The sequence below is a fragment of the Mycobacteroides chelonae genome (genome assembly GCF_016767715.1).
In the GTDB taxonomy this organism is placed as follows: Bacteria; Actinomycetota; Actinomycetes; order Mycobacteriales; family Mycobacteriaceae; genus Mycobacterium; species Mycobacterium gwanakae.
On sequence record NZ_CP050145.1, the window covers coordinates 4,820,247 to 4,843,962 of the forward strand.

The window sequence follows — 23,716 nt, forward strand, 5'->3', positions numbered from 1 at the left end:
TCATCGCGTGGGACTGCTTGCCAGCTGCTGGGTCAAGCTTCTGACTGACGGCGCGTCAAACAGCGCAAGCATCGTGAGGTTGGCATCCAGGGCGGTGTTGATCGCGGCAACCACACGCATCGCCCCCAGCGAGTTGCCGCCCAGGTCAAAGAATGACTCGTCGACCCCGACGCGGTCCACGCCCAGTACGTGGGCGAAGATCCCTGACAGGATCTGCTCATTCAAAGTTGCAGGGGGACAATATGATCCCGTTGTGCTACGGACTTCACCGGCCGACATCTCCGGCATCGGCACAAGATCATCGCTCCACCCGCTCCACCGCGCTCGGCCAAGCTGGTCCAGCAGTTCCAGGGAGGACAACGTGCGCCCGGGATGGGCACACATCGCCACCAACACCTGCTTGAACCTCTCGATCAGCTCTTCAATACTCTCCGCGCTGAACACATCGGTGTCGTACTGGACCCTAAGTTCCAATTCACGGCCGGACGCGGCCTGCACAGCGATCGGATAATGGTAGTAATCGCGACTACTGAAACCAGTGATAGCCAAGCCGTCGATTTCCGATGCCGTCCCGGTGTCGGTCGGATAGTTCTCATACACGAAGACGGTGTCGAACAGCCTTTCCTGGCCGGTGATGCGGTGGATGTCACTCAATGAAAGGTGCTGATGCTCCAGAGTGTCGTTATGGGCACTTTGCAATTGGTGCAATAGATCTGAGGTCGTCGTGGTGGGAGTGATGGTGGCCCGCACCGGCACCGTGTTGATCAACAGACCCACCATCGATTCCGCCCCGAGGACTTCGGCCGGGCGTCCCGAGACGGTCGAGCCGAACGCGACATCGCGGTGACCGGTCACCGAACTCAGGAGCAACGCCCAGGCGCCCTGCAGCACGATGTTGATGGTGGTGTGGTGCGAACGTGCGAGCTTCGTGAGCGCACGCGTGGTCTTCGCGGGCACGCTGAACGAGTCGACGCTTCGTCGCCCGAATTGCAACTTCTGTGACGGGCCAACGAGAACGGGAGTCTCGAAGCCGTCCAGTGCCTCACGCCACGCCGCATGCGCGGCCTCGTGATCTCGCTCTGACAGCCAGGTCACGAAGCTTCGATACGACGCGGCTGGGGGCAACCGCATCCCGTGATAGCCCGCGAAGATCTCCTGCATGAGGATCGGCATCGACCAGCCATCGAGCACAATGTGGTGATTCGTGAGCACAAACCGGTGCCGATCGTCCCCGATGCGGATGAGCGCGGCCCTAAACGCGGGCTGGTCGGCAAGATCACAAACAGCGGCGCGTTCCGCGGTGCAGATCTGCTCAATCTGCTCGCCAACATCGAGATCTGTTTGATCAGCTGATAACTCGACATACCGCCACGGCACCACAGGATCGGCGGGAATGATCTGCAACGGATGCTCGAACTGTTCGCAGAATCGCGCTGCCAGGTGCGGATGTCTTGCTACCACTGCCTGCACCGCATCACGCAGTCGGTCCGCCTCCAGCGATCCGCTCATCTCGATATCGAACTGCACCGCATACACATCATCACCGGAGCAGTTCGCGATGCCAGCGTGGAAAAGCAATCCCTGTTGTAAGGGAGTAAGCGGCAATACGTCGGCGATCCGGAACTGACTCTGCAGAGCATCGATCTGGCGCTGGCTGAGCCGAGCCGGAACGATATCCGAGGGAGTCAATCCCCCTCCACCCCTTCGCACATGCGCGCATATACCTGCCAGGGCGTCGAACCACAGCCGGTTGATACGCATGACCGCCATCCGATCCAGAGCCGTGGGCGCCCACGTCCAGGTGGCGTTCAGGTGCGGTCCGGTGTCAGTGTCGATGGTGACCGCGTTGAGCTCCACGGTGTGTGGAAGCGCAATGGGCATTGCCCCGGCAGCTCCGGTCAATGACAAGCCGTCTTGACTGAAGCGCCACACATCTCCCGATGCGTAGGCTGCCGGAGCCCCCAGCCGCCCGAGATAGTTGAATCCGATTGCGGGGTCCGATCCCGGCAGATCCACCTCAGGATGTAGATAGCGCAGCAGACCATAGGTCAAACCGTCAGGCAGATCTCGAAGCTGCTCCTTGGCATCTTTGATCACCGCGCCGAGCGCGGCGTCCCCGGCGACAACCTGAGTCCAGCGCAATCCACCGACCGCCAACGACACGGGGTACTTGGTAGTGAACCAGCCCACTGTGCGCGACAAGTCGATACTTCCGGTGGTTCCGCTCGTATCTGCCAACTCCTCTTGGCGTCCATGACCCTCCACGTCGATGGCGATGGGAGCACCACCGGTACCCAAGTGCTGAGCCCACGCCAAAGCAAAGGCAATCAACAGGATCTCGTGCACGCCGGCATGAAATGCTGCCGGCACCTCACCGAGCAGCATGTGTGTGGTCTCGGCATCCAGAAACTCGGTCAGGTACCCGGCCGTGGCGAACGTATCCTCGACCGGTTGCGGCGCCGGCAAACTCGACGGAATCTCCCCCACCTGACGCCAGGCGCCCGCCTCCCCGACCACCTCGGGGCGGCGTGCGTGTTCAGCCAGTAGCTCCGCCCATCGCTGGAAAGACGTCCCCGCCGGTGGCAACAGCACCTCCTGGCCGCCGCGCAGCTGGGTTGACGCAATGGTCAAATCCTCCAACAGAATTCGCCATGACACCCCATCGACAGCCAAATGGTGAACGACCAGCACCAGCTGGCTGGTGCTGGTCACCCACAGCGCGCTCAGCATCACTCCCGCGGCCGGGTTCAACCGCGAACGTGCTGCCACCACTACCTCGTCGGTCAAGACATCCACCGATTGCAGACACTCGTGAGCATTGACCGAGCCCGGATCGGGCACCGTCAACGACCAGCCTCCATCCCCATCGTTCGCTGCGCGCAGCCGCAGCATGCCATGTCTATCCAGGAGAGCCTGCAACATGATGACAACGGCTGCCTCTGTGACACCTGTCGGTGATTGCAGTACTACGGTCTGGTTGAATTCGTCAATCGGACCGTCAATTCCCTTTAGCCACTGCATTATCGGTGTCGCGACGACCGCACCGAGTCCCTGGTCTGCTATGCCACCGGTACCGTCGGCCATCCTGACCACCCGCGCCAGCCGGGCTACCGTCTGCTGGACGAAGATGTCGCGCGGGCGACCGACCAGGCCCGCGCCGTGCGCCCGCCACACCACCTGAATGGCCGAAATACTGTCGCCCCCGAGATCGAAAAACGAATCGTCAACGCCGACCCGGTCCAAGCCCAGAACTTGGGCATAGATCCCGGCCAGGATCTCTTCGACAAGAGTCGCCGGGGCGCGGTAATGATCGATATCGGTGTATTCCGGTGCGGGTAAAGCCTTTTTGTCTAGCTTCCTGTTGACCGTCAAGGGCAAGATCGACAAGGTGACCACCGCGGCCGGCACCATGTAATTGGGCAGACACTCTCCCAGCTGAGCGCGAATCTTGCCTGTGTCTGCGGAACCGGTGATGTAACCAACCAGGCGCTTGTCTCCAGGGCGGTCCTCACGGGCGATCACGACAGCCTGCTCAACCCCCGCCAAACCCATGAGGGCCGTCTGGATTTCACCCAGTTCGATGCGATGACCGCGGACCTTCACCTGCTCATCGGCGCGCCCTGCGTACTGCAGCTGGCCGTCATGTCCCCAGCTCACCAAGTCTCCGGTGCGGTACATCCGCGAGCCTGCCGTCCCCAAGGGGCACGCCACAAACCGCGCGGCAGTCAGGCCCGTCCTGCCCACATATCCATAGCCCAACCCCGCGCCCGCCACGTACAGCTCGCCGACCACGCCAACCGGAACGGGGCGCAGCCACTTGTCCAGAACGGAGAACGCCAGATGCCCCAGCGGCCCGCCTATCGGGCTGACCGCGTCCTCGAGATCAGCGGCCGTGATCTCCCGGAACGAGGCATGCACCGTCGTCTCGGTGATCCCATACATGTTGATCAGCCTCGGCAAGACCGGATGCCGGTCCAGCCATGGCTTCAATCGCTGCGGTTCCAGTGCCTCTCCGCCGAAGACCACTATCTCGATACCGAGCTGACCCGCGGGCTCGGCGCCCATCGCGTCCACGGTTTGCAACGCGTAGAACGCCGACGGCGTCTGACTCAACACACTGACCTGCTCGTCGACCAACAAGGCGTGGAACTCCTCCGGCGACCGCACCACAGTTTCGGACACGATCACCAACCGCCCGCCATGAAGCAGGGCGCCGAAGATCTCCCATACCGAGAAGTCGAAGGCCAACGAGTGGCTCTGCGCCCACACCTGACCGGCCGACAACTCGAGATCGGCGTCCAGCGCTCGCAGCAGGCTGGTCACATTCCGATGCGGAATGGCCACGCCCTTGGGCACGCCCGTCGTACCCGATGTGTAAATCACGTAGGCGATGTCCTCTGCCGCCGGTCCCACCGACGGCGCACCGACCGGCTGGACACCGAGGACCGGATCGTCGATGTCGATGACCACAACTCCGTACCCATCCAACCGATCCGCGAGCTCAGTGGTTGTCACGACAGCAACTGGGCCTGCATCAGCGACCACGAATTCCATCCGTGTATCAGGCACCGCCGGATCGATCGGCACATAGGCCGCACCGGTTTTGAGCACTCCCAAGATCGCCACGATTGCCTCGACCGACCGCGAGAACAGTAACGCCACCCGCTCTCCCGGGCCCACGCCATACTGGACCAGCAGGTGCGCCAACCTATTCGACGCCTCATCCAGTTCGCGGTATGACATATGACTGCCGTCGAAACAGACCGCCACCGCGCCTGGCACACGAGAGACCTGCTGCGCGAACAAGGCTGGGATGGATACCGAGATCTCGGGCCTGACCAACTCTGCCCGGTTACCCCAGCCGTCCAACTGTTCGAGCTCCGCCGCGTCCAGCACGTCGATCGTCGACAGTGGCCGTGTCGCATCGGAGGTCATCGCCTCGAGCAACCGTCGTAGCCGGTCGATCATGGTCCCGATGCTGCCGGCGTCGTATACATCGGTACGAAACTCGACGGTCCCCGAAATCCCTGCGGCCTGGCCTGATTCGTTCCAGCATTCCGACAATGAGAACGACAAATCCATCCGGGCCGAGTGGGTATCCAGCGGTACCTGGCTGAGCTGCAAATCTCCCAACGTCAGTCCACCGCGAGACTCGCTGATCTGTCCGGGCACGTTCTGCCATGCCAGCATCACTTGCACCAACGGATGATGGGTCAGGGATCTGGCCGGGTTCAATCGCTCGACGAGTACCTCGAAGGGCACGTCCTGGTTCTCGAAAGCACCCAAACTGCGCGCACGTACCTGTTCCAGTACCTCAGCGACACTGGGATCTCCCGCGAGCTCCACCCGCAGCACCAGCGTGTTCACGAAGAACCCGACCAGCTCATCCAGCGCCGGATCACGGCGTCCGGCGATCGGAAATCCCACCGCTACATCAGAACTCGCGCTGAGCTTAGAGAACAGCACTGCAAGTGCCGCCTGCACGACCATAAAACTGGTGGCGCTGTGTTCGCGCGCCAGACGATTGACGCGCTGTTGCAGATCTGCCGGCCAGTTCACATCGAGTCGGGCACCGCGTTGGTCGGCGACCAAAGGGTAGGGGCGATCGGTCGGCAGCATCAGACGTTCCGGCATACCGGCCAGTGTTTTCTCCCAGAACTCCAGCTGCCGGGAGATCCGGCTGTCGCCGTCATCGAGTACGCCCAATTGTTCACGCTGCCATAGCGTGTAATCGGCGTATTGGACCGCCAACGGCTTCCAATCGGGAGCCTGCCCCACGCATCGGCGGGCGTAGGCCACGCCCAGGTCAGTCACCAACGGCGTCATCGACCAACCGTCTGCGGCGATATGGTGCACCACCGCCACGAGCACGTGCTCGTCGTCAGCGATGCGAAAAAGCCCTGCCTTAATTGGGATCTCGGTCGCAAGGTCGAAACTGTGCCACGCCGATTCCGCGACCGACTCCTCCAGCCGGTCCGCCGGCCATTCGGCGGCGTCCACGACATCCCAGCTGAATTCAATCTCTTCGGACGCCACGACCAGCTGCTGCGGTTTTCCGTCCACCGCCGGGAACATCGTGCGCAGACTCTCGTGACGGTCCACCACGTCCACGAACGCTGCGCCGAGCGCCTCTGCATCCAGCGGGCCCCGTAGGCGCAGCCCCACAGCCAGGTTGTACACCGGTGAAGGGCCGTGCAGTTGGTCGATGAACCATAGCCTGCTCTGCGCAAATGACAGCGGCAGCGACGCCGGTCGCACGGCAGCGACCAAGGGCTGCAGTCGACGATCTTCCCCACCGATCAGGAGCATCAACTGCGCGACCGTGGGGGCGTCGAACACCGCGCGCTCGTCCAGGCCCGCATCCATGGATCGGTTGAGCGCGGCGACCAAGCGCATCGCCAGCAGTGAATCACCACCCAGGTCGAAGAACGAATCGTCGACGCCTACGCGGTCCAGGCCCAGTATCTGAGCATAGATCCCGGCCAGGATCTCCTCGGTGGGACTGACCGGGGCTCGGTACTGATCGACGCTGTGATATTCCGGCGCCGGTAGCCCGTTCTTGTCGAGTTTTCCGTTGACGGTCAAGGGGAAACTCGGCAGCGCGACCACCGCGGCGGGCACCATGTAGGTCGGCAACCTGTCGGCCAGTGCGGCGCGCAACTCCACGGGGTCGGCAGTACCGATGATGTAGGCGACCAACCGTCTATCGCCCGGACGGTCCTCTCGGGCGATCACCACGGCCTGCTCGACGCCATCGAGAACCGTTAATACCGACTGTATTTCACCGAGTTCGATCCGATGGCCACGGATCTTTACCTGCTGGTCGGCACGGCCCAGATATCGCAGTTGTCCATCGGCTCCCCAACACACCAGGTCTCCGGTGCGGTACATCCTGGCGCCTGATTCTCCGAACGGACAGGCCACAAAACGGGTGGCGGTCAGGGGAGCCCTTCCCAGATAGCCGCACCCCAAGGCCGCACCGGCCACGTACAACTCGCCGACCACATCAACCGCCACCGGCTGCATCCAGTCATCCAGAACCGCGAATGCGAGATGCTCCAGAGGTACACCGATCGGGCTGTCCGACCCATCGGCGTCCTCGGCGGTGATCTCACGGAACGAGGCATGCACCGTCGTCTCGGTGATCCCGTACATGTTGATCAATCGGGGCGATCGTGGATGGTCCTCGAACCACGCCTTCAGCCGGTTCGGCTCCAGAGCCTCCCCACCGAAGACGACCACCGCCGGAGCGAGTTGACTTGCCCGCGGCCTGCTCGTGTCCACGGTCTGTAACGCATAGAACGCTGACGGAGTCTGACTCAACACACTGACCTGCTCATCAACCAGCAAGTCGTGGAACTGCTCGGGTGAGCGCACCACAGAATCCGAAACCACTACGAGCCGCCCGCCATGCAGCAGAGCGCCGAAGATCTCCCATACCGAGAAGTCGAAAGCCAGCGAATGGCACTGTGACCAAACCTGTCCCGGTAACAACTGAAGATTGGCGTCAGTGGCTCGGATCAGTCGGGTCACGTTGTGATGCGCAATGGCAACACCTTTCGGAACGCCAGTGGTTCCCGAGGTGTAGATCACGTAGGCGATATCCTCGCCGCTGAGCACCACCGATGTTGGCCCTTCGCCAACCGCGCCGGTCTCGGCGTTCGCCGGCACGTCACCCACATCGAGGACCACTAACCCGCGACCGTCCAGACGGTGCGCCAGATCGCCGGTGGTCACCGCGAGCACCGGCGATGCATCGGTCAGTACGAACTCCAGCCGCGCATCGGGCACCGCGGGATCAATCGGCACGTAAGACGCACCGGCCTTCAGCACCCCCATGATGGCCACGACCGCCTCGACCGATCGTGAGAACAGCAGAGCCACGCGCTGGCCCGGCCGCACGCCATGTGCAACAAGCCAGTATGCCAACCGATTCGAAGCCTCGTCGAGCCCGCGATACGACACGTGGCTGCCATCGCAACTCGCCGCCACCGCACTGGGGTGGCGCGCCACCTGCTCGGCGAACAACTCCGGAATCGACGCCGAGGTCACGGGGCGATCCAGCGCCGCACGATTACCCCACGCATCCAACTCTGTGCGCTCATATGTATCGCCCAGATCCATGGACAACAAGCGCCTGGTGGCATCGGCCTTCACTATTGCTGTACCTCCCCCGTCATCGCCTCCAGCACCCGCTGGAACCTCTCGACGATCTTCTGTACCCGGCCCACACCGAACAGTCCGGTATCGAATTCGACCCGCAGGAGCAGTTCACTTCCGGGCATGGCCTGCAGGGTCAGCGGGTAGTGGTTGTACTCGCGGCCACTGACTTCGGCGATCGCCAACCCGTCGGCCATGGATGCCGCCACCGCCTCCACCGGATAGTTCTGGTAGACGAACAGCGTGTCGAACAACTGCTCGTGACCGCTGGCATGGTGTATCTCGCTGAGAGCCAGGTGCTGGTGGTCAAGGGTGGCGCTGTGCCGCCGCTGCAGATCGCCCAACAGGTCGGCAATAGTGGTATTGGGCGTGATCGTTGCCCGCACCGGCACGGTGTTGATCAATAGCCCGACCATGGAATCTGCGCCTGCCACCTCCGCCGATCGCCCCGAGACCGCAACCCCGAATGCGACATCGTGCCGGCCCGTCAGCCACATCAGCACCTGCGCCCACGCAGCCTGCAGCACCGTGTTGACAGTGGTGTGTTCCGAGCGCGCCAATTCGGTAACGGCCCTTGTCGTCTCGGCAGGCAGCCGGTACGTCTCGGTGGCACGCGGTCCCGGCGTGGTCCTGCCCCGGGGCGCGACCAGCGCGGGGGTGTCAAAACCGGCAAGCACATCACGCCAGGCTTGCCGCGCGCCCTCGATGTCTCGATCAGCCAGCCACGTGACGAACCTGCGGTACGACCCGGCAGCAGGGAGACGCTGCCCGTAGTAGCTCGCGAAGATCTCCTGCAGCAGGATGGGCAGCGACCAGCCGTCGAGCACGATGTGGTGGTAGGTCAGGACGAATCGATGCGCGTTATCGGATAGGCGAATCAAGGCCGCCCGGAAGGCGGATTGCTGGATCAGGTCGCAGACCGATACACGTTCGGCGGCGCACAGCTCCCGCAGTCTCGTGTCGATATCCGTTCTTTCCGTGCGCATATCAACGTACTGCCAGGGCACACTGGGTTCTGCCGGGATGATCTGCACCGGTTCGTCGAACCGTTTGTCGAAGCGGGCCGCCAGGTTGGGATGCCGGTTGATCACCGTGCATACCGCCTCGCGTAACCGGTCAGAATCGAGCGGGCCCGTCACGGTGACATCGAGTTGCATGGCATAGACGTCGTCCTGGTTTCCGCGAGTCGCGTTGGCCTGGAACAACAGTCCCCGCTGCAGGGGTGTCAGCGGCAGCACATCGGCGATCGGATGATCTCGAGCGAGCTCATCGATCTCCAGCTGGGTAAGCCGGGCGGGGGTGATGTCGGACGGTGTAAGACCGCCGCCGCCACCACGCACATGTGCGCAGATCCCGGCCAAGGCGTCGAACCATAGCCGGTTAAGTCGGCCGACCTGGGAGTCGTCCAACGCCGAGGGAGCCCATGTCCAGTTGGCATAAAGACTTGGACCGAAATCTGTTTCGACGGTGCTCGCGTTGAGTTCCAGCGTGTGAGCCAGCGGCATGGGTATTGCGGCAGCCGCGGCGGACACCGCCGCGCCGTCGGGACAGACCTGCCAGAGCTCTGAAGTGGACACGGACTGCGCGGTGTCGGCCGCACCAAATCTGCCGAGGTAGTTGAATCCGATGGTCGGATCCGACCCGGATAGGTCAACGTCCGGATTGAGGTAGCGCAGCAGTCCGTACGTCATGCCTTCGGGCAGCGCACGCAGTTGTTCCTTGGCGTCCTTCACCACCTGCCCGAGCGCCTGATCTCCGGCCACGATCTGTTCCCAGCGCAACCCATCCACGGATCGTCCGACCTGCCCCGCAACACTCAATGCCACCGGGTACTTGGTGGTGAACCAGCCCACAGTGCGCGACAGATCGACGTTGGGCCCGGTGTCCCCCAGTTCCTCGACGCGGCCATGTCCCTCGACATCGATGGCTACCGGCAAGGTGATACCCAGGAACTCCGTCAATGCCAACGCATACGCGATGAGCAGTATGTCTTGAACCCCGGCGTGGAACGCTGCCGGAACCTCACCGAGGAGCGCGCGGGTCGTCTCAACATCCAGTGACTCCGTGAGATGCCCAGCGGCAGCGTACGTGTCCAGGCCGGCCCGCACCGAGGGCAGTGCCGACGGCGTTGCCAGCACTCGGCGCCAGCGATCGGCCTGGTCCACAACGGTCTTGGCATGCGCATGATCGTCGACCAGTGCGGCCCAGCGGCCGAAGGAGGTTCCCGTTGTCGGCAGCGTGACGGATTGCCCATGACGATGCTGGGCCCAAGCGATGTTGAGATCTTCAAGCAGAATCCGCCAGGACACCGCGTCGACGGAGAGATGATGAATAGTCAAGACCAGCTGGTTCGTGGATGTCACCCATAGCGCGCTGACCATCTCCCCGGCAGACGGATCCAACCGCGACCGAGCTGCCGTCAACGCCTCGTCCGACAACGCCTCCACGGAACTCAGATGCGCTGATAATGAAGGCTTTTCGGGAACATGAAGAGCCCAATCCTGCTCATCGTCAACCTGCACGCGTAGTCGCAACATGGCGTGCCGGTCAAGCAGGGCACCCAAAACCATCGCCACATCGGACTCAGTGACTCCCCGTGGTGCTTGGATCACTACCGTCTGGTTGAACTGGTCGATCGGGCCGCCGGTCCTTTCGACCTCACGGAGCCACCGCATGATCGGAGTCGCGGGCACCGGCCCGATACCCTCGTCCGCCGGGACCACGTCGTGGCTGGACAATCCGACGACCTGGGCCAGCCGCGCCACAGTCTGTTCCACGAAGATGTCGCGCGGGCGGCATGTCACACCGCACGCGCGTGCCCGGGCAACAACCTGCATGGACAAAATGCTGTCTCCACCCAGGTCGAAGAACGAGTCATCGACTCCAACTCGATCGAGCCCGAGCACTTGGGCGTAGATGCCTGCCAGCGTGTCCTCGATCGCATCGGCCGGGGCACGGTACCGATCGATGTCCTGATACTCCGGCACCGGCAACGCGCGAGTGTCCAGCTTGCCGTTCACCGTCAAGGGCAACGCGTCCAGGACGACGATCGCGCTGGGGATCGTGTATCCGGGAAGGTCGTCTGCCAATCTACTTCGGAGTGCAGCCGAGTCCACCGCACCCTTCTCCGATTCGGTGACATAGCCGACAAGCCGCCTGATACCTGGTTGGTCCTCACGGGCGACCGCCACCGCCTGAGATACCTCCGCCAGGGCGGACAAAGCGGCCTGCACCTCGCCGAGCTCGATGCGGTACCCGCGGATCTTCACCTGATCATCGGCGCGCCCGAAATACTGCAGCTGTCCATCGGAACGCCAGGTCACCAGATCGCCGGTGCGGTACATACGCGCACCGCGCTCGCCGAATGGGCAGGCCACAAAGCGTGATGACGTCAGCCCCGGCCGGCCCAGGTAGCCGCAGGCCACACCATCACCGGCCACATACAACTCGCCGACCACGCCGATCGGCACCGGACGTAACCACTCGTCGAGCACGAACAGCGCCGAGGTCGCAACGGGCGCACCGATCGGCGCGGCACCCGACCCGGCTTTCAACGGTGCACTCATCGACGCGTACACCGTGATTTCGGTGGGGCCATAGGCGTTGATCACCGTCCGCCCAGGTGCCCAGCGATCCACCACCTCACCCGGGCAGGCCTCACCGCCGAGAAGCAGCGCAATCGACTCCAGCCCATCCGCCGGCAATGACCCAGCCGCAGAGGGAGTCTGGGTGAGCACGTTGACCCGCTCGCTGACCAACAGTGCGTGGAATTCCTCGGGTGCACTAACGACGGACTCGGGCACGATCACCAGACGTGCGCCATCGAGCAACGCGGCCCAGATCTCCCACACCGAGAAATCAAATGCGTAGGAATGACACTGAGTCCACACCTGGTCGGGCGGCAGGCAGGCGGGCGTCGAGCGCGCCAGGTGGGTCAGATTGTGATGCGTGACGGCCACACCCTTGGGTACCCCGGTGGTTCCCGAGGTGTAGATGAGGTAGGCGATGTCCTCGGGAGCCGCGGCCCGCAGCGCATTACCAAGTTCGTCGTCCGCCAGGGTGTCATCGAGATCGGACATATCGCCGACATCGATGACCACCAACCCGCGACCGTCCAACCGCTCGGCCAGACCGCCGGTGGTCATCGCGACGACGGGCGCCGCGTCGGCCAACATGAACTCCATCCGGGCCGCAGGCGCCGCCGGGTCGATCGCGAGATATGCCGCACCGGACTTCAGTACTGCCAGCATGGAGACGATCGCTTCGGCGGATCGCTCCATCAGCAGTGCAACGCAACCTCCAGGCCCTGCACCCTGCGTGATTAGCATGTGTGCCAAGAGATTTGCAGCGCTGTCGAGTTGCCGATATGTCATCGAACGTACGCCGTCGGTGATCGCGACCGACTCGGGTGCGCGCGTCACCTGCTCGCCGAACAACTCGGGGACCGACACCGGGGCACTTCCCTTTCGGCACAACATCGCTCGGTTACCCATCACGTCAAGGCGAGCGTGTTCCTCACTATCAACCACATCGATCGATGACAGATGCTGATCCACATCGGCGGTCATCGCCACCAGCACCCGTTCGAACCGATTGATCAGTGTTTCGATGCTGGCCCGGTCAAACACATCGGTGCGGAACTCCACCGTCCCGCCGATCCCGGCAGGATCACCGGTGTGCGTGCGGCGTTCGGCCATGGAGAAGCTCAGATCCATGCGGGCGGTCTGGGTGTCCGCCGCCATCTGGGTCACCGTTAGATCACCGAGTGCCAGTCCTGGTCCGGTCTCGCCGCCACCTTGTCCGGGGACGTTCTGCCACCCCAGCGCCACCTGGACCAGCGGGTGGTGGGTCAATGACCGAGTGGGATTGAGCCGATCGACGAGCACTTCGAAAGGCACGTCCTGGTTTTCGTAGGCAGCCAGGCTCCGTCCTCGCACCTGGGCAAGCAGCTCTGCCACCGTCGGATCACCAGTCAAGTCCACCCGTAATACCAGGGTGTTGACGAAGAATCCGATCAGCTCATCGAGAGCGGGGTCGCTGCGCCCCGCAATCGGGAATCCGACGGCGACATCAGTGCTTCCACTGAGCTTGCCCAGCAGTACCCCGAGGGCGGCCTGCAGCACCATGAAGCTAGTCGCGTTGTGTTCCCTTGCCACCCTGGCGATCTGCTGCTGTAGCGTGACAGGCCAGTCCAGGGAAACGGTGTCACCCCGCTGGTCCGCAGCCGGCGGGTAGGGCCTGTCGGTCGGCAGCTCGATGCGCTCGGGCATGCCCGACAGCGCCTCCTGCCAGTGCGCCAACTGCGTCGCTATGCGGCTGCCACCGTCATCAAGATCACCCAGTTCGGTGCGCTGCCACAGCGTGTAGTCGACGTACTGGACCGCCAAGGGTGCCCATCCGGGGGCCTGTCCCGCGGACCGGCTGGCGTAGGCCACTCCCAGATCGGCCACCAGCGGCGTGATCGACCAGGCGTCCGCTGCAATGTGGTGTACGACTGCGGCCAGCACATATTCGTCACCGATGATGCGGAAAAGCTGTGCTCGCAATGGTATTTCGGCGGCCAGGTCAAATGTGTGGCGCGCCGCCTCACCGATGGCCTCTTGCAGTTGACCCGCCGACCAACCGGTGGCATCGACGACGTGCCAGCCGAACTGCGCGTGCTCGGATGGCAGGATCCGCTGCTGCGGCACTCCCGCTGCCGCCTGAAACAGGGTACGCAGGCTCTCGTGGCGGGCCACCACATCGGCCAGCGCCGCGCTCAGCGCGTCGACATCCAGATTCCCGCTGATCCGAAGAGCCGTCGCCATGTTGTAAACCGGTGAGGGCCCTTGCAATTGGTCCAGGAACCACAACCGAGACTGGGCAAACGACAGTGGAACCTCCGCGGGACGCTCGACCGCGACCAACGGGGAGACGGTGTGCGACTTTCCGGCGATGCGCGGTGCCAATTGGGCCACGGTGGGCGCCTCGAACACGGTACGCACCGAGATGGCGGTATCTAAGTCGGCGTTGATCGCGGCGATCAGACGCATCGCGGACAGCGAGTCCCCACCCAGATCAAAGAAGGAGTCGTCGACTCCGACACGTTCGACGTCCAGCACCCGTGCGTAAATTCCGGTCAGGATCTCCTCGGTAGGAGTGCCGGGCGCACGGTAGCGATCGATGTCGTGATACTCCGGTGCGGGCAAGGCGCGGGTGTTGAGCTTGCCGTTGGTGGTCATCGGCAACGTCTCGAGTACGACTACCGCAGCCGGAACCATGTAGGCCGGTAGCTGCTCGGCCAACTGGGTGCGCAACTTGGCAGGGTTCGTTGTTCCGGTTACGTAGCCGACCAGACGCTTGTCTCCGGGGCGGTCCTCTCGTGCGATCACCGCTGCGCGCTCGACGCCGTCCAACCCCGCCAATACCGTCTGGATTTCGCCGAGTTCGATGCGGTATCCGCGAATCTTGACCTGCTCATCGGCACGGCCCACGTACCGCAGTTGCCCGTCGCCGTCCCAACGCGCCAGATCACCGGTGCGATACATCCGCTGCGGCGCCGTTCCCGCGCCGACAAAAGGGCACGCCACAAAGCGTGAGGCCGTCAAACCGGTCCGGCCCACATACCCGACGCCCACACCCCGACCAGCGATGTACAACTCGCCGACCACACCGGGTGGTACCGGACGTAACGCGCCGTCCAGCACGAACATCGCCGCGCCCTGGACCGGCACACCGATCGGGGGCGCCCCCGTGCCGACCGCCAAAGACGCTGTCCTGGAGGCACAAATTGTGGTCTCGGTCGGCCCATAGGCGTTGACCATCAGCCGTCCAGGTGCCCAGCAGTCCACCACCTCACCCGGGCAGGGCTCACCGGCCACCAACAAAGACACCGATCCCAAGGACTCGGGCGCCAGCATCGCGACGGCCGAGGGGGTCTGGCTCAACGCGCTGACCTGTTCGTCCACCAATAAAGAGGTGAGGTCTTCTGGTGATCGCGTCACCGGCTCCGGCACGACCACCAGCCGGCCTCCGTGCAGCAGCGCTCCCCAGATCTCTTCGACCGATGCGTCGAAGGCATATGAGTGCCACTGCGTCCAGACCCCGCCCGCCAGGAAGGTTTCTTGTGTCCCTAACAACTGGGTCACGTTGTGGTGCGTGATCGCAACGCCTTTCGGCACGCCGGTGGTGCCCGAGGTGTAGATGATGTAGGCGATATCGTCCGGGCTGGGTGCCTGTCGTATCGACTCCGCGGCAGGGGCGACGCAATCAGCGCTATCGCAGATGTCCATAACCACTAGGTCATAACCGGCCATCCGATCGGCCAGCCCCGCTGTTGTCAGTGCGGCGACCGGTGCAGCATCGACGAGCATGAACTCGATCCGCGCGTCGGGCAGCGCCGCGTCGATCGGCAGGTACGCGGCCCCGGTCTTGAGCACAGCCAGCATGGCAACGATCGCTTCCGGGGAGCGCTCCGCCAGCAGCGCTACACATCCGCCCGGTCGCACACCATGTGTGGTGAGGCGGTGCGCCAACCGATTTGCGGCATCGTCGAGTTCCCCGTAGGTCATGCCGCGTCCGTCGAAACTGATCGCGACAGACTCCGGCGTGCGCATGGCCTGTTCGGTGAACAACGCCGGAATTGACATCGGGAGCGGTGCCGGGGCCGCCAAAACCGCCCGGTTGCCCCAGTCGTCGATACGGGCGTGTTCTGGCTCGTCCAGCAGATCAATGGCCGAAAGTCGCTGGGCGGGATCGGCTGTCATCGCCGCGACGACTCGCCGCCACCGTTCGACCAGTGTTTCGATGCTGGACGTGTCGAACACGTCGGTGCGGAATTCGACCGCACCGCCGATACCTGCGGGTTCACCGGCCTGGGTCCAGCGCTCTCCCAACGAGAACGTCAGGTCCATCCGGGCGGTCTGGGTGTCCACGGTCAGCGGGGAGACCTGTAGATCACCAAGACGCAGTCCGCCAGCAGGGCCGGTGTCTTGCCACGGTAGGTTCTGCCAGGCCAACGCGACCTGCACGAGCGGGTGGTGGGTCAGGTTCCGGACGGGATTGAGCCGCTCCACCAGAACCTCGAAGGGAACGTCCTGATGCTCATACGCTGCCAGGCTGCTCTGCCGCACCTGCGCCAACAACTCTGCCACGGTGGGGTCACCGGCCACATCGACGCGCAGCACCAGGTTGTTGACAAAGAATCCCACCAGCTCGTCCAGTGCCGGGTCGCGGCGTCCGGCAATCGGGAAGCCCACGGCCACATCGGAAGTTCCGCTGATCCGGGAAAGCAGCACGGCCAGCGCGGCCTGCATCACCATGAAGCTGGTCGCTCCGTGCTCACTCGCCGCCGCGCGCACTTGCTGCTGTAATTCGGCCGGCCACTGGACCAGCACGGTGGCGCCGCGCTGATCGGCTACCGGCGGATAGGGCCGATCGGTGGGCAGCGCCACTCGATCAGGGAGACCCGCCAGGGCGTCTTCCCAATAGGACAACTGCGCGGCGATGGCACTGTCGCTGTCGTCGAAATCGCCCAGCTGCGCACGCTGCCACAGCGTGTAATCCGCATACTGCACCGCCATCGGCTCCCAATCGGGAACTGCGCCGCCGCATCGGCTCGCGTACGCCACGCTCAGATCACGCACCAGCGGGGTGAGGGACCATCCGTCAGCAGCAATGTGATGTACCACGGCCACCAACACGTGCTCGTCCGCGGTAACGCGGAAAAGCGTAGCCCGCAAAGGAATTTCGACGGCGAGGTCAAAACTGTGACAAGCCGCGGATGCCACGGCCTCGTCCAGTCGGCTCGGCGACCACGTCGTGGCATCAACGACATCCCAGCCGAACTCTGCCTCGTCCGCGGGCATCACCACCTGCCGAGGAACTCCATCGGGCGCCTCGAAGCGTGTGCGGAGGCTTTCATGTCGGCCGATCAGGTCTGCCAGCGCCGCACCCAGTGCACTGGTATCCAGGCACCCATGTAGCCGCAGACCCACCGGCATGTTGTAAACCGGTGAGGGGCCTTGTAGTTGATCGACAAACCACAATCGATTTTGGGCGAACGAGAGTGGAATGACCGAAGGACGATCTTGCCTCACCAACGGCTCCAGCCGACCCGTGCCCGCACCGATACGTGGGGCCAACTGGGCAACGGTGGGCGCTTCGAAGACCGCGCGCGCGGAAAGATCGGTATCCAGGTTGGCATTGATCGCCGCAACCAGACGCATGGTGGAGACCGAATCGCCGCCGAGGTCAAAAAAGGAGTCGTCGACTCCCACACGTTCCACATCGAGGACGCGGGCGAAGATTCCGGCGAGAATCTCTTCGACCGCCCCTGCTGGAGCCCGATATTGCTCGGCATCCTGGTAATCCGGTGCCGGTAATGCCCGCGTATCAAGCTTGCCGTTGACCGTCATCGGCAATGTCGCCAGGGACACCACCGCGGCGGGCACCATGTAACCCGGCAGCCGATCGGCCAACGCGTTGCGTGCGGTGACCGCATCGGCGCTCCCGGTGATGTAACCGACCAGGCGCTTGTCTCCGGGGCGGTCCTCGCGGGCGATTACCGCCGCCTGCTCCACGCCCGCCAGCGCGGCCAGTGCCGACTGGATTTCACCGAGTTCGATACGGTACCCGCGAATCTTGACCTGCTCATCGGCGCGGCCCAGGTAGTCCAGCTGCCCGTCGGCGCGCCAACGCACCAGGTCGCCGGTGCGGTACATGCGTGTTCCGGGCTCACCGAACGGGCAGGCCATGAACCTCGACGCGGTGAGGCTCGAGCGTCGCCAATACCCTATGCCGACCCCCGCACCGGCCAGGTACAACTCACCGACCACACCCGCAGACACCGGTCGCAGCCATTCGTCCAACACGAAGAACGCCGCCCACGCCGTCGGCGAACCGATCGGCGGTGCCGCCTCTCCTGCGGAGAGGGGTGCGCTGGCGCACAACCACATCGTGGTCTCCGTGGGGCCATAGACGTTGACCATGACCCGCCCCGGCGCCCAGCGATCCACCAATGCAGGTGGGCAAGGCTCTGCGCCGATCACCAATGACGCCGCCTCCAGACCATCCACGGGCAGCATCGACACCGCCGACGGAGTTTGCGTCAGCACCGTCACCTGTTCGCGCACCAGCAGCTCATGGAACTCCTGCGGCGAGCGGGCGACCGTTTCGGGCACCACCACCAGCCGTCCCCCGTGCAGCAGGGCTCCCCAGATCTCCCACACCGAGAAGTCGAACGCGTAAGAGTGGAACTGCGTCCACACCTGTTCCGGCCCGAGCGGCACCCCGATCCGCAGCGAGTGGAATAGCTGAGTCACGTTCCGCTGGCTAACCGCAACGCCTTTGGGCAGTCCGGTAGTGCCCGAGGTGTAAATGATGTGAGCCATGTCATCCGGGGCCGGACCCGGCAGAGGGGTACTCGGCTGGGCGGCGACCGCCGGGTCATCGACATCGAAGACTGCAAGGCCGTGCCCACTGAAGCGATCGAGGAACGCCGTCGCGGTGACGGCGACGATGGGCCCAGCGTCAGACAGCATGAACTCCACACGAGCCTGTGGCAGTGCCGGATCGATCGGCAGATAGGCCGCGCCGGTCTTGAGTACTGCCAAGATCGCCACGACCGCCTCGGCGGAACGCGAGAACATCAATGCCACCCGCTGGCCAGGGCCGACCCCTCCACCAATAAGCAGGTGCGCCAACCGGTTCGCCGACTCCTCCAGCTCCCTATACGTCAAGGTCCGGTCGCCGCATACCAGCGCCACCGCCTCCGGAACACGCCCCGCCTGAGCGGCAAACAGCTCCGGCACTGTCCCCGACTCGGGGAGATCGGTCAGCACGGTCCGGTTGCCCCACCGCTGCAGACGGGTGTGCTCGGTTCTGTCCAACATCTGCAACGCGGACAACGACCGACCTGGCTCGGCCGTCATCGCTACCAGCACCGCCTCCATCCGGCGGGCGAGGGCTTCGATCTCAGCCGGTTCGAAAACTGCGGTGTCGTATTCGATACGCAGACGCAGTTCCTCACCGGGTATCGCTTGCATCGTCAGCGGATAATCGGTCGATTCGTGGGTGGTGATCTCGGCGATGCTGATCCCGTCAGCACCTGACAGTGCGCCGCCGTCGACCGGGTAATTCTCAAACACGAACAGGGTGTCAAAGAGTCGATCATGGCCAACGACTCGGTGAATCTCACTGAGTGAGAGATGTTGATGCTCAAGCGTCTTGGCGTGGGAACGGGTCAACTGATCGAGCAGATCAACCGTGGTCGTCCGCGCGGCGATGTCCGCACGCACCGGTACCGTGTTGATCAGCAGGCCCACCATCGACTCTGCGCCCGCTACTTCGATCGGCCGTCCGGACACCACGGTGCCGAAGGCAACGTCATGCTGGCCGGTCAACGCGGTGAGCAGTAGCGCCCAGGCGCCCTGCAACACAGTGTTGACGGTGGTGTGCTGCGATCGCGCCAACTCTCCAACTGCCCGGGTCGTATACGCGGGCACTCGATACATACGCATCCCCCGGTGCCCCGGAACGGACTTCTGCGACGGGGCGACAAGGGTTGGTGTGTGGAAACCCGACAGCACCTCACCCCACGCGGCGTGCGCAGCGGCCTGATCCCGATCGGCCAGCCAGCTGATGAAGCTCCGGTACGGCGCGGCGGTGGGCAACCGGTGCCCGCGATAACTGGCGAAGATCTCCTGCAACAAGATCGGCAACGACCAGCCATCGAGGACGATGTGGTGATTAGTGAGTACAAATCGGTGCCGATCCTGTGCGGTGCGGATCAAGGCCACCCGGAAGGCCGGCGGATCGGCCAAATCACACACGGCGGCGCGTTCAGCGGAACACACCCGCTGGACTTGCCCTTCGGTTTCGGCACCGAGGAATTCGATCTCGGTGTCGATACCAAGATCGACATATCGCCAGCCCGCGGTGGGATCCACGGGGATGATCTGCACCGGCTGGTCGAACTGCCCGCAGAACCTGGCTGCCAGGTGTGGGTGGCGGGCCACCACTGTCTGCACCGCATCATGTAGACGATGCCGGTCGAGTTGGCCATTGATCGCGATGTCCAACTGCACCACGTACAGATCCTCGGGCCCACCACCCGTACCGCTGTGAAAGATCAGGCCCTGCTGTAATGCACTCAATGGCAGCACATCTGCTATGCGGTACTGCTGCTCTAGCACATCAAGCTGCCGCTGGCTCAGTAGAGCCGGCGCGATATCCGACGGGGTCAGTCCACCCCCACCGCGTCGCACGTGCGCGCAGATGCCGACCAGAGCGTCGAACCACAGTTGGCTCAAACGGGTGGCCTGAGCATGGTCGAGCACTGACGATGCCCACGTCCAGTTGGCTTGCAGCCGTGGCCCGGTACCGGTGTCAAGGACGCCGGCATCGAGTGCCACGGTATGGGTCAACGGCATCGGAATCGCCGCGGCGGCGCCGGTCGACGACATGCTCTGGGCGGCGATCCGCCACATACCATCGGATGATTCGGTGCCCGTACCGCCGAGCCGGCCCAAATAGTTGAACGCGATCGCCGGGTCGGCGGTCTCCAGGTCGATGTCTGGGTTCAGGTAACGCAGCAGGCCGTAGCTCAGTGCATCCGGCAGTGACCGAATCTGCTCCTTGGCGTCCTTGATCACCGCACCCAACGACACATCACCGGACACCACCTGCGACCAGGACAGATCACCCAACGCCAACGCCACTGGATACTTGGCTGTGAACCACCCCACCGTGCGCGACAGATCAACGCCGGCGGCAAGATCCTCATGGCGTCCATGTCCCTCGACGTCGATGCCGACCGGCGCGGCCCCGGTACCCGAGAATTCCGCCACCGCCAGACCAAGTGCGATCAGCAGGATGTCTTGTGGCCCCGCATGAAACGCGGAAGAAACCTCGCCAAGAAGCGCTCTGGTGCTTGTGCTATCCAGCGACACCGACAGTTGTCCGGCATTCTCGTAGGTGTCGATCCGGGGGCGTGCCACCGGTAACACCGCAGGCGTCTGCGCCACCCGTCGCCATGTCTGCGCTTGCTGCTCGACCTCGGGACTGCGCGCATGCACATTCAACAGCTCGGCCCACCGCCGGAACGACGTCCCCGTGCGGGGCAGCGCCACGGGCTGCCCACCGCGGTGCTGCGCCCACGCAATATTGATATCTTCCAAAAGAATTCGCCACGACACCCCATCGACGGCGACGTGATGCACGATCAGAACCAATTGTGTCTTCGAGGCCACCCACAGCGCGTTCACCATGACCCCTGCCGCCGGGTTCAGCCGCGACCGCGCCGCAACCAACGCCTCATCGGATAACGCATCCGCCACATGCAGGCACTCTCGCGCCAGAACCGCGCCTGGCTCGGTCACCGTCAAAGACCATCCGCACATGCCGTCGTCTTCGACGCGGATACGCAGTGCCGCATGACGATCCAGCAAGGCCTGCAGCACCGTCACGACGTCGGTCTCGGTGACATCGGCGGGAGCCTGCAGCAGTACCGCCTGATTGAACTCGCCGATTGGGCCGTCAATATCATTCAGCCACCGCAAGATTGGGGTGGCTGGAACCGGCCCAACTCCTTCATCGATCGGTCCGCAGGTGTCTGTAGCCACGTCGACAACACGCGCCAACCGGGCAACACTCTGCTCAACGAAGACATCACGCGGCCGGCACACCAAGCCTGCCATCCGGGCCCGTGAGACCACCTGCATAGACAGAATGCTGTCGCCGCCCAGATCGAAGAACGAATCGTCGACACCGACCCGCTCCAGGCCCAGCACCTGAGCGTAGATATCCGCGAGAACCTCTTCGACGGCGTCCTCCGGGGCGCGATACCGTTCGTGGTCAAGGTAATCGGGAGCCGGAAGAGCACGCGAGTCGAGCTTTCCGTTGACCGTCAACGGCATCGTGTCCAAGACCACGATCGCCGCGGGCACCATGTAGACCGGCAGACGGGCGGCCATCACCTGACGCAGCTCGCCAGGATCGGCAGTGCCGGTGATGTAACCCACCAAACGCTTGTCCCCCGGCCGATCCTCGCGTGCGATCACCACGGCCTGCCCGACATCGCCGAGGGCCGCCAAAACGGCCTGTACCTCGCCAAGTTCGATGCGATGACCACGGATCTTGACCTGCTCATCGGCCCGCCCGCGATAGTGCAACTGCCCGTCCGATCCCCAGCACACCAAATCCCCGGTGCGATACATCCGCTGCGCCCGCGTCCCCGCGCCGACAAATGGACAGGCCACAAAGCGGGACGCGCTCAAGCCGGTCCGGCTCACATAGCCGTAGCCCAATCCCGCACCGGCCACATACAGTTCACCGATCACACCGGCCGGGACCGGACGCAGCCATTCGTCGAGCACAAAGAGCGCGGCTCCGGGCACGGGCGAACCGATCGGCACACCCTGCCCGGCTTGTAACGGTGCGCTGATCGCCACACACATCGTGGTCTCGGTGGGACCGTAGGCATTGATCATCACCCTCCCGGGTGCCCACTGATCGACCACTTCCGGCGGGCAGGCTTCACCAACGACCACCAGCGCCGCTGATTCCAGACCTTCGCGTGGCAACACTCTTACCGCCGAAGGTGTTTGAGTGATCACGCCGACGTTCTGACGAACCAGCAATTCATGGAAGTCCTCCGGTGAGTTCGTCACCTCCTCCGGGACCACCACAACCTGTCCGCCTCGCAGCAGCGCACCGAAGATCTCCCACACCGAAACGTCGAACGCCAGAGAATGCGCCTGAGACCACACTCCGGAGTGCCGCAGCCCGACGTCGAGCGTCTCGAGCAGCTGCGTCACGTTGTGATGGTTGAGCGCGACCCCCTTGGGCACGCCCGTCGTGCCCGAGGTGTAGATCAGATACGCGATGTCGTCCGCGGCCGGCATGGGCAGCGCCCCGCAGAGCTCGGCCGCAACGGAATCGGCATCGAGACTGTCGATATCGATGATCGTCAGTCCATTCCGATCCAGCCGATCAGCCAGATCGGCGGTGGTCACCGCCACCGCCGGCCCGGCGTCGGCCAACACGAACTCCAACCGTGCATCGGGCACGGAGGGATCGACCGGCAGATACGCGGCTCCGGTCTTGAGAACGGCCAAGATCGCCACAATGGCCTCCGCCGACCGATTCAACAGCAGCGCGACGCACTGCCCCGAGCCCACGCCCTGTTTGATCAGCAAGTGGGCCAATCGATTCGCGGAATCATCGAGTTCGCGGTAGGTCAAGGAACTCACGCCGTGAGTCACCGCGATCGCTTCGGGAGTGCGCGTCACGTGCTCGTGGAAAAGCTCGGGAATCGACATCGGCCGCGCCGCGTTCCTCAGCAGCGACGCGTGGTTGCCCAATGCGGCAAGACGATCGTGCTCAGCCTCATCAAGTACGTTCACCGACGACAACCGCATCTTCGGGTCTGCCGTCATAGCCGTCAGCACGCGCTGAAGCCGCGCTACCAGCACCGTGATCGATTCGGCGTCAAACACATCGGTGCGGAACTCGACCGTCCCACCGATTCCCGCTGGTTCGCCGGACTTCGTTCGGCGTTCGGCGAGTGAGAAGTTCA

Annotated in this window: 2 protein-coding genes (1 of these 2 running past the window's edge); both read right to left on the reverse strand. The window is 63.8% G+C overall.

What is annotated here, in order from left to right; translation table 11 throughout:
- Positions 1–8,157 (reverse strand): non-ribosomal peptide synthetase, encoded by an 8,157-nt coding sequence (locus tag HBA99_RS23720; protein ID WP_070951840.1) that lies wholly within the window; start codon positions 8,155–8,157, stop codon positions 1–3.
- On the reverse strand, positions 8,157–23,716 hold the 3' portion of the coding sequence (locus HBA99_RS23725; RefSeq protein WP_070951839.1) for a non-ribosomal peptide synthetase. It continues 8,836 nt past the right edge of the window; 15,560 of the gene's 24,396 nt are visible here — the last part of the coding sequence; the start codon falls outside the window, past its right edge — the gene reads right to left on this strand; the stop codon is at positions 8,157–8,159. The genes HBA99_RS23720 and HBA99_RS23725 overlap by 1 nt, the downstream gene beginning before the upstream one ends.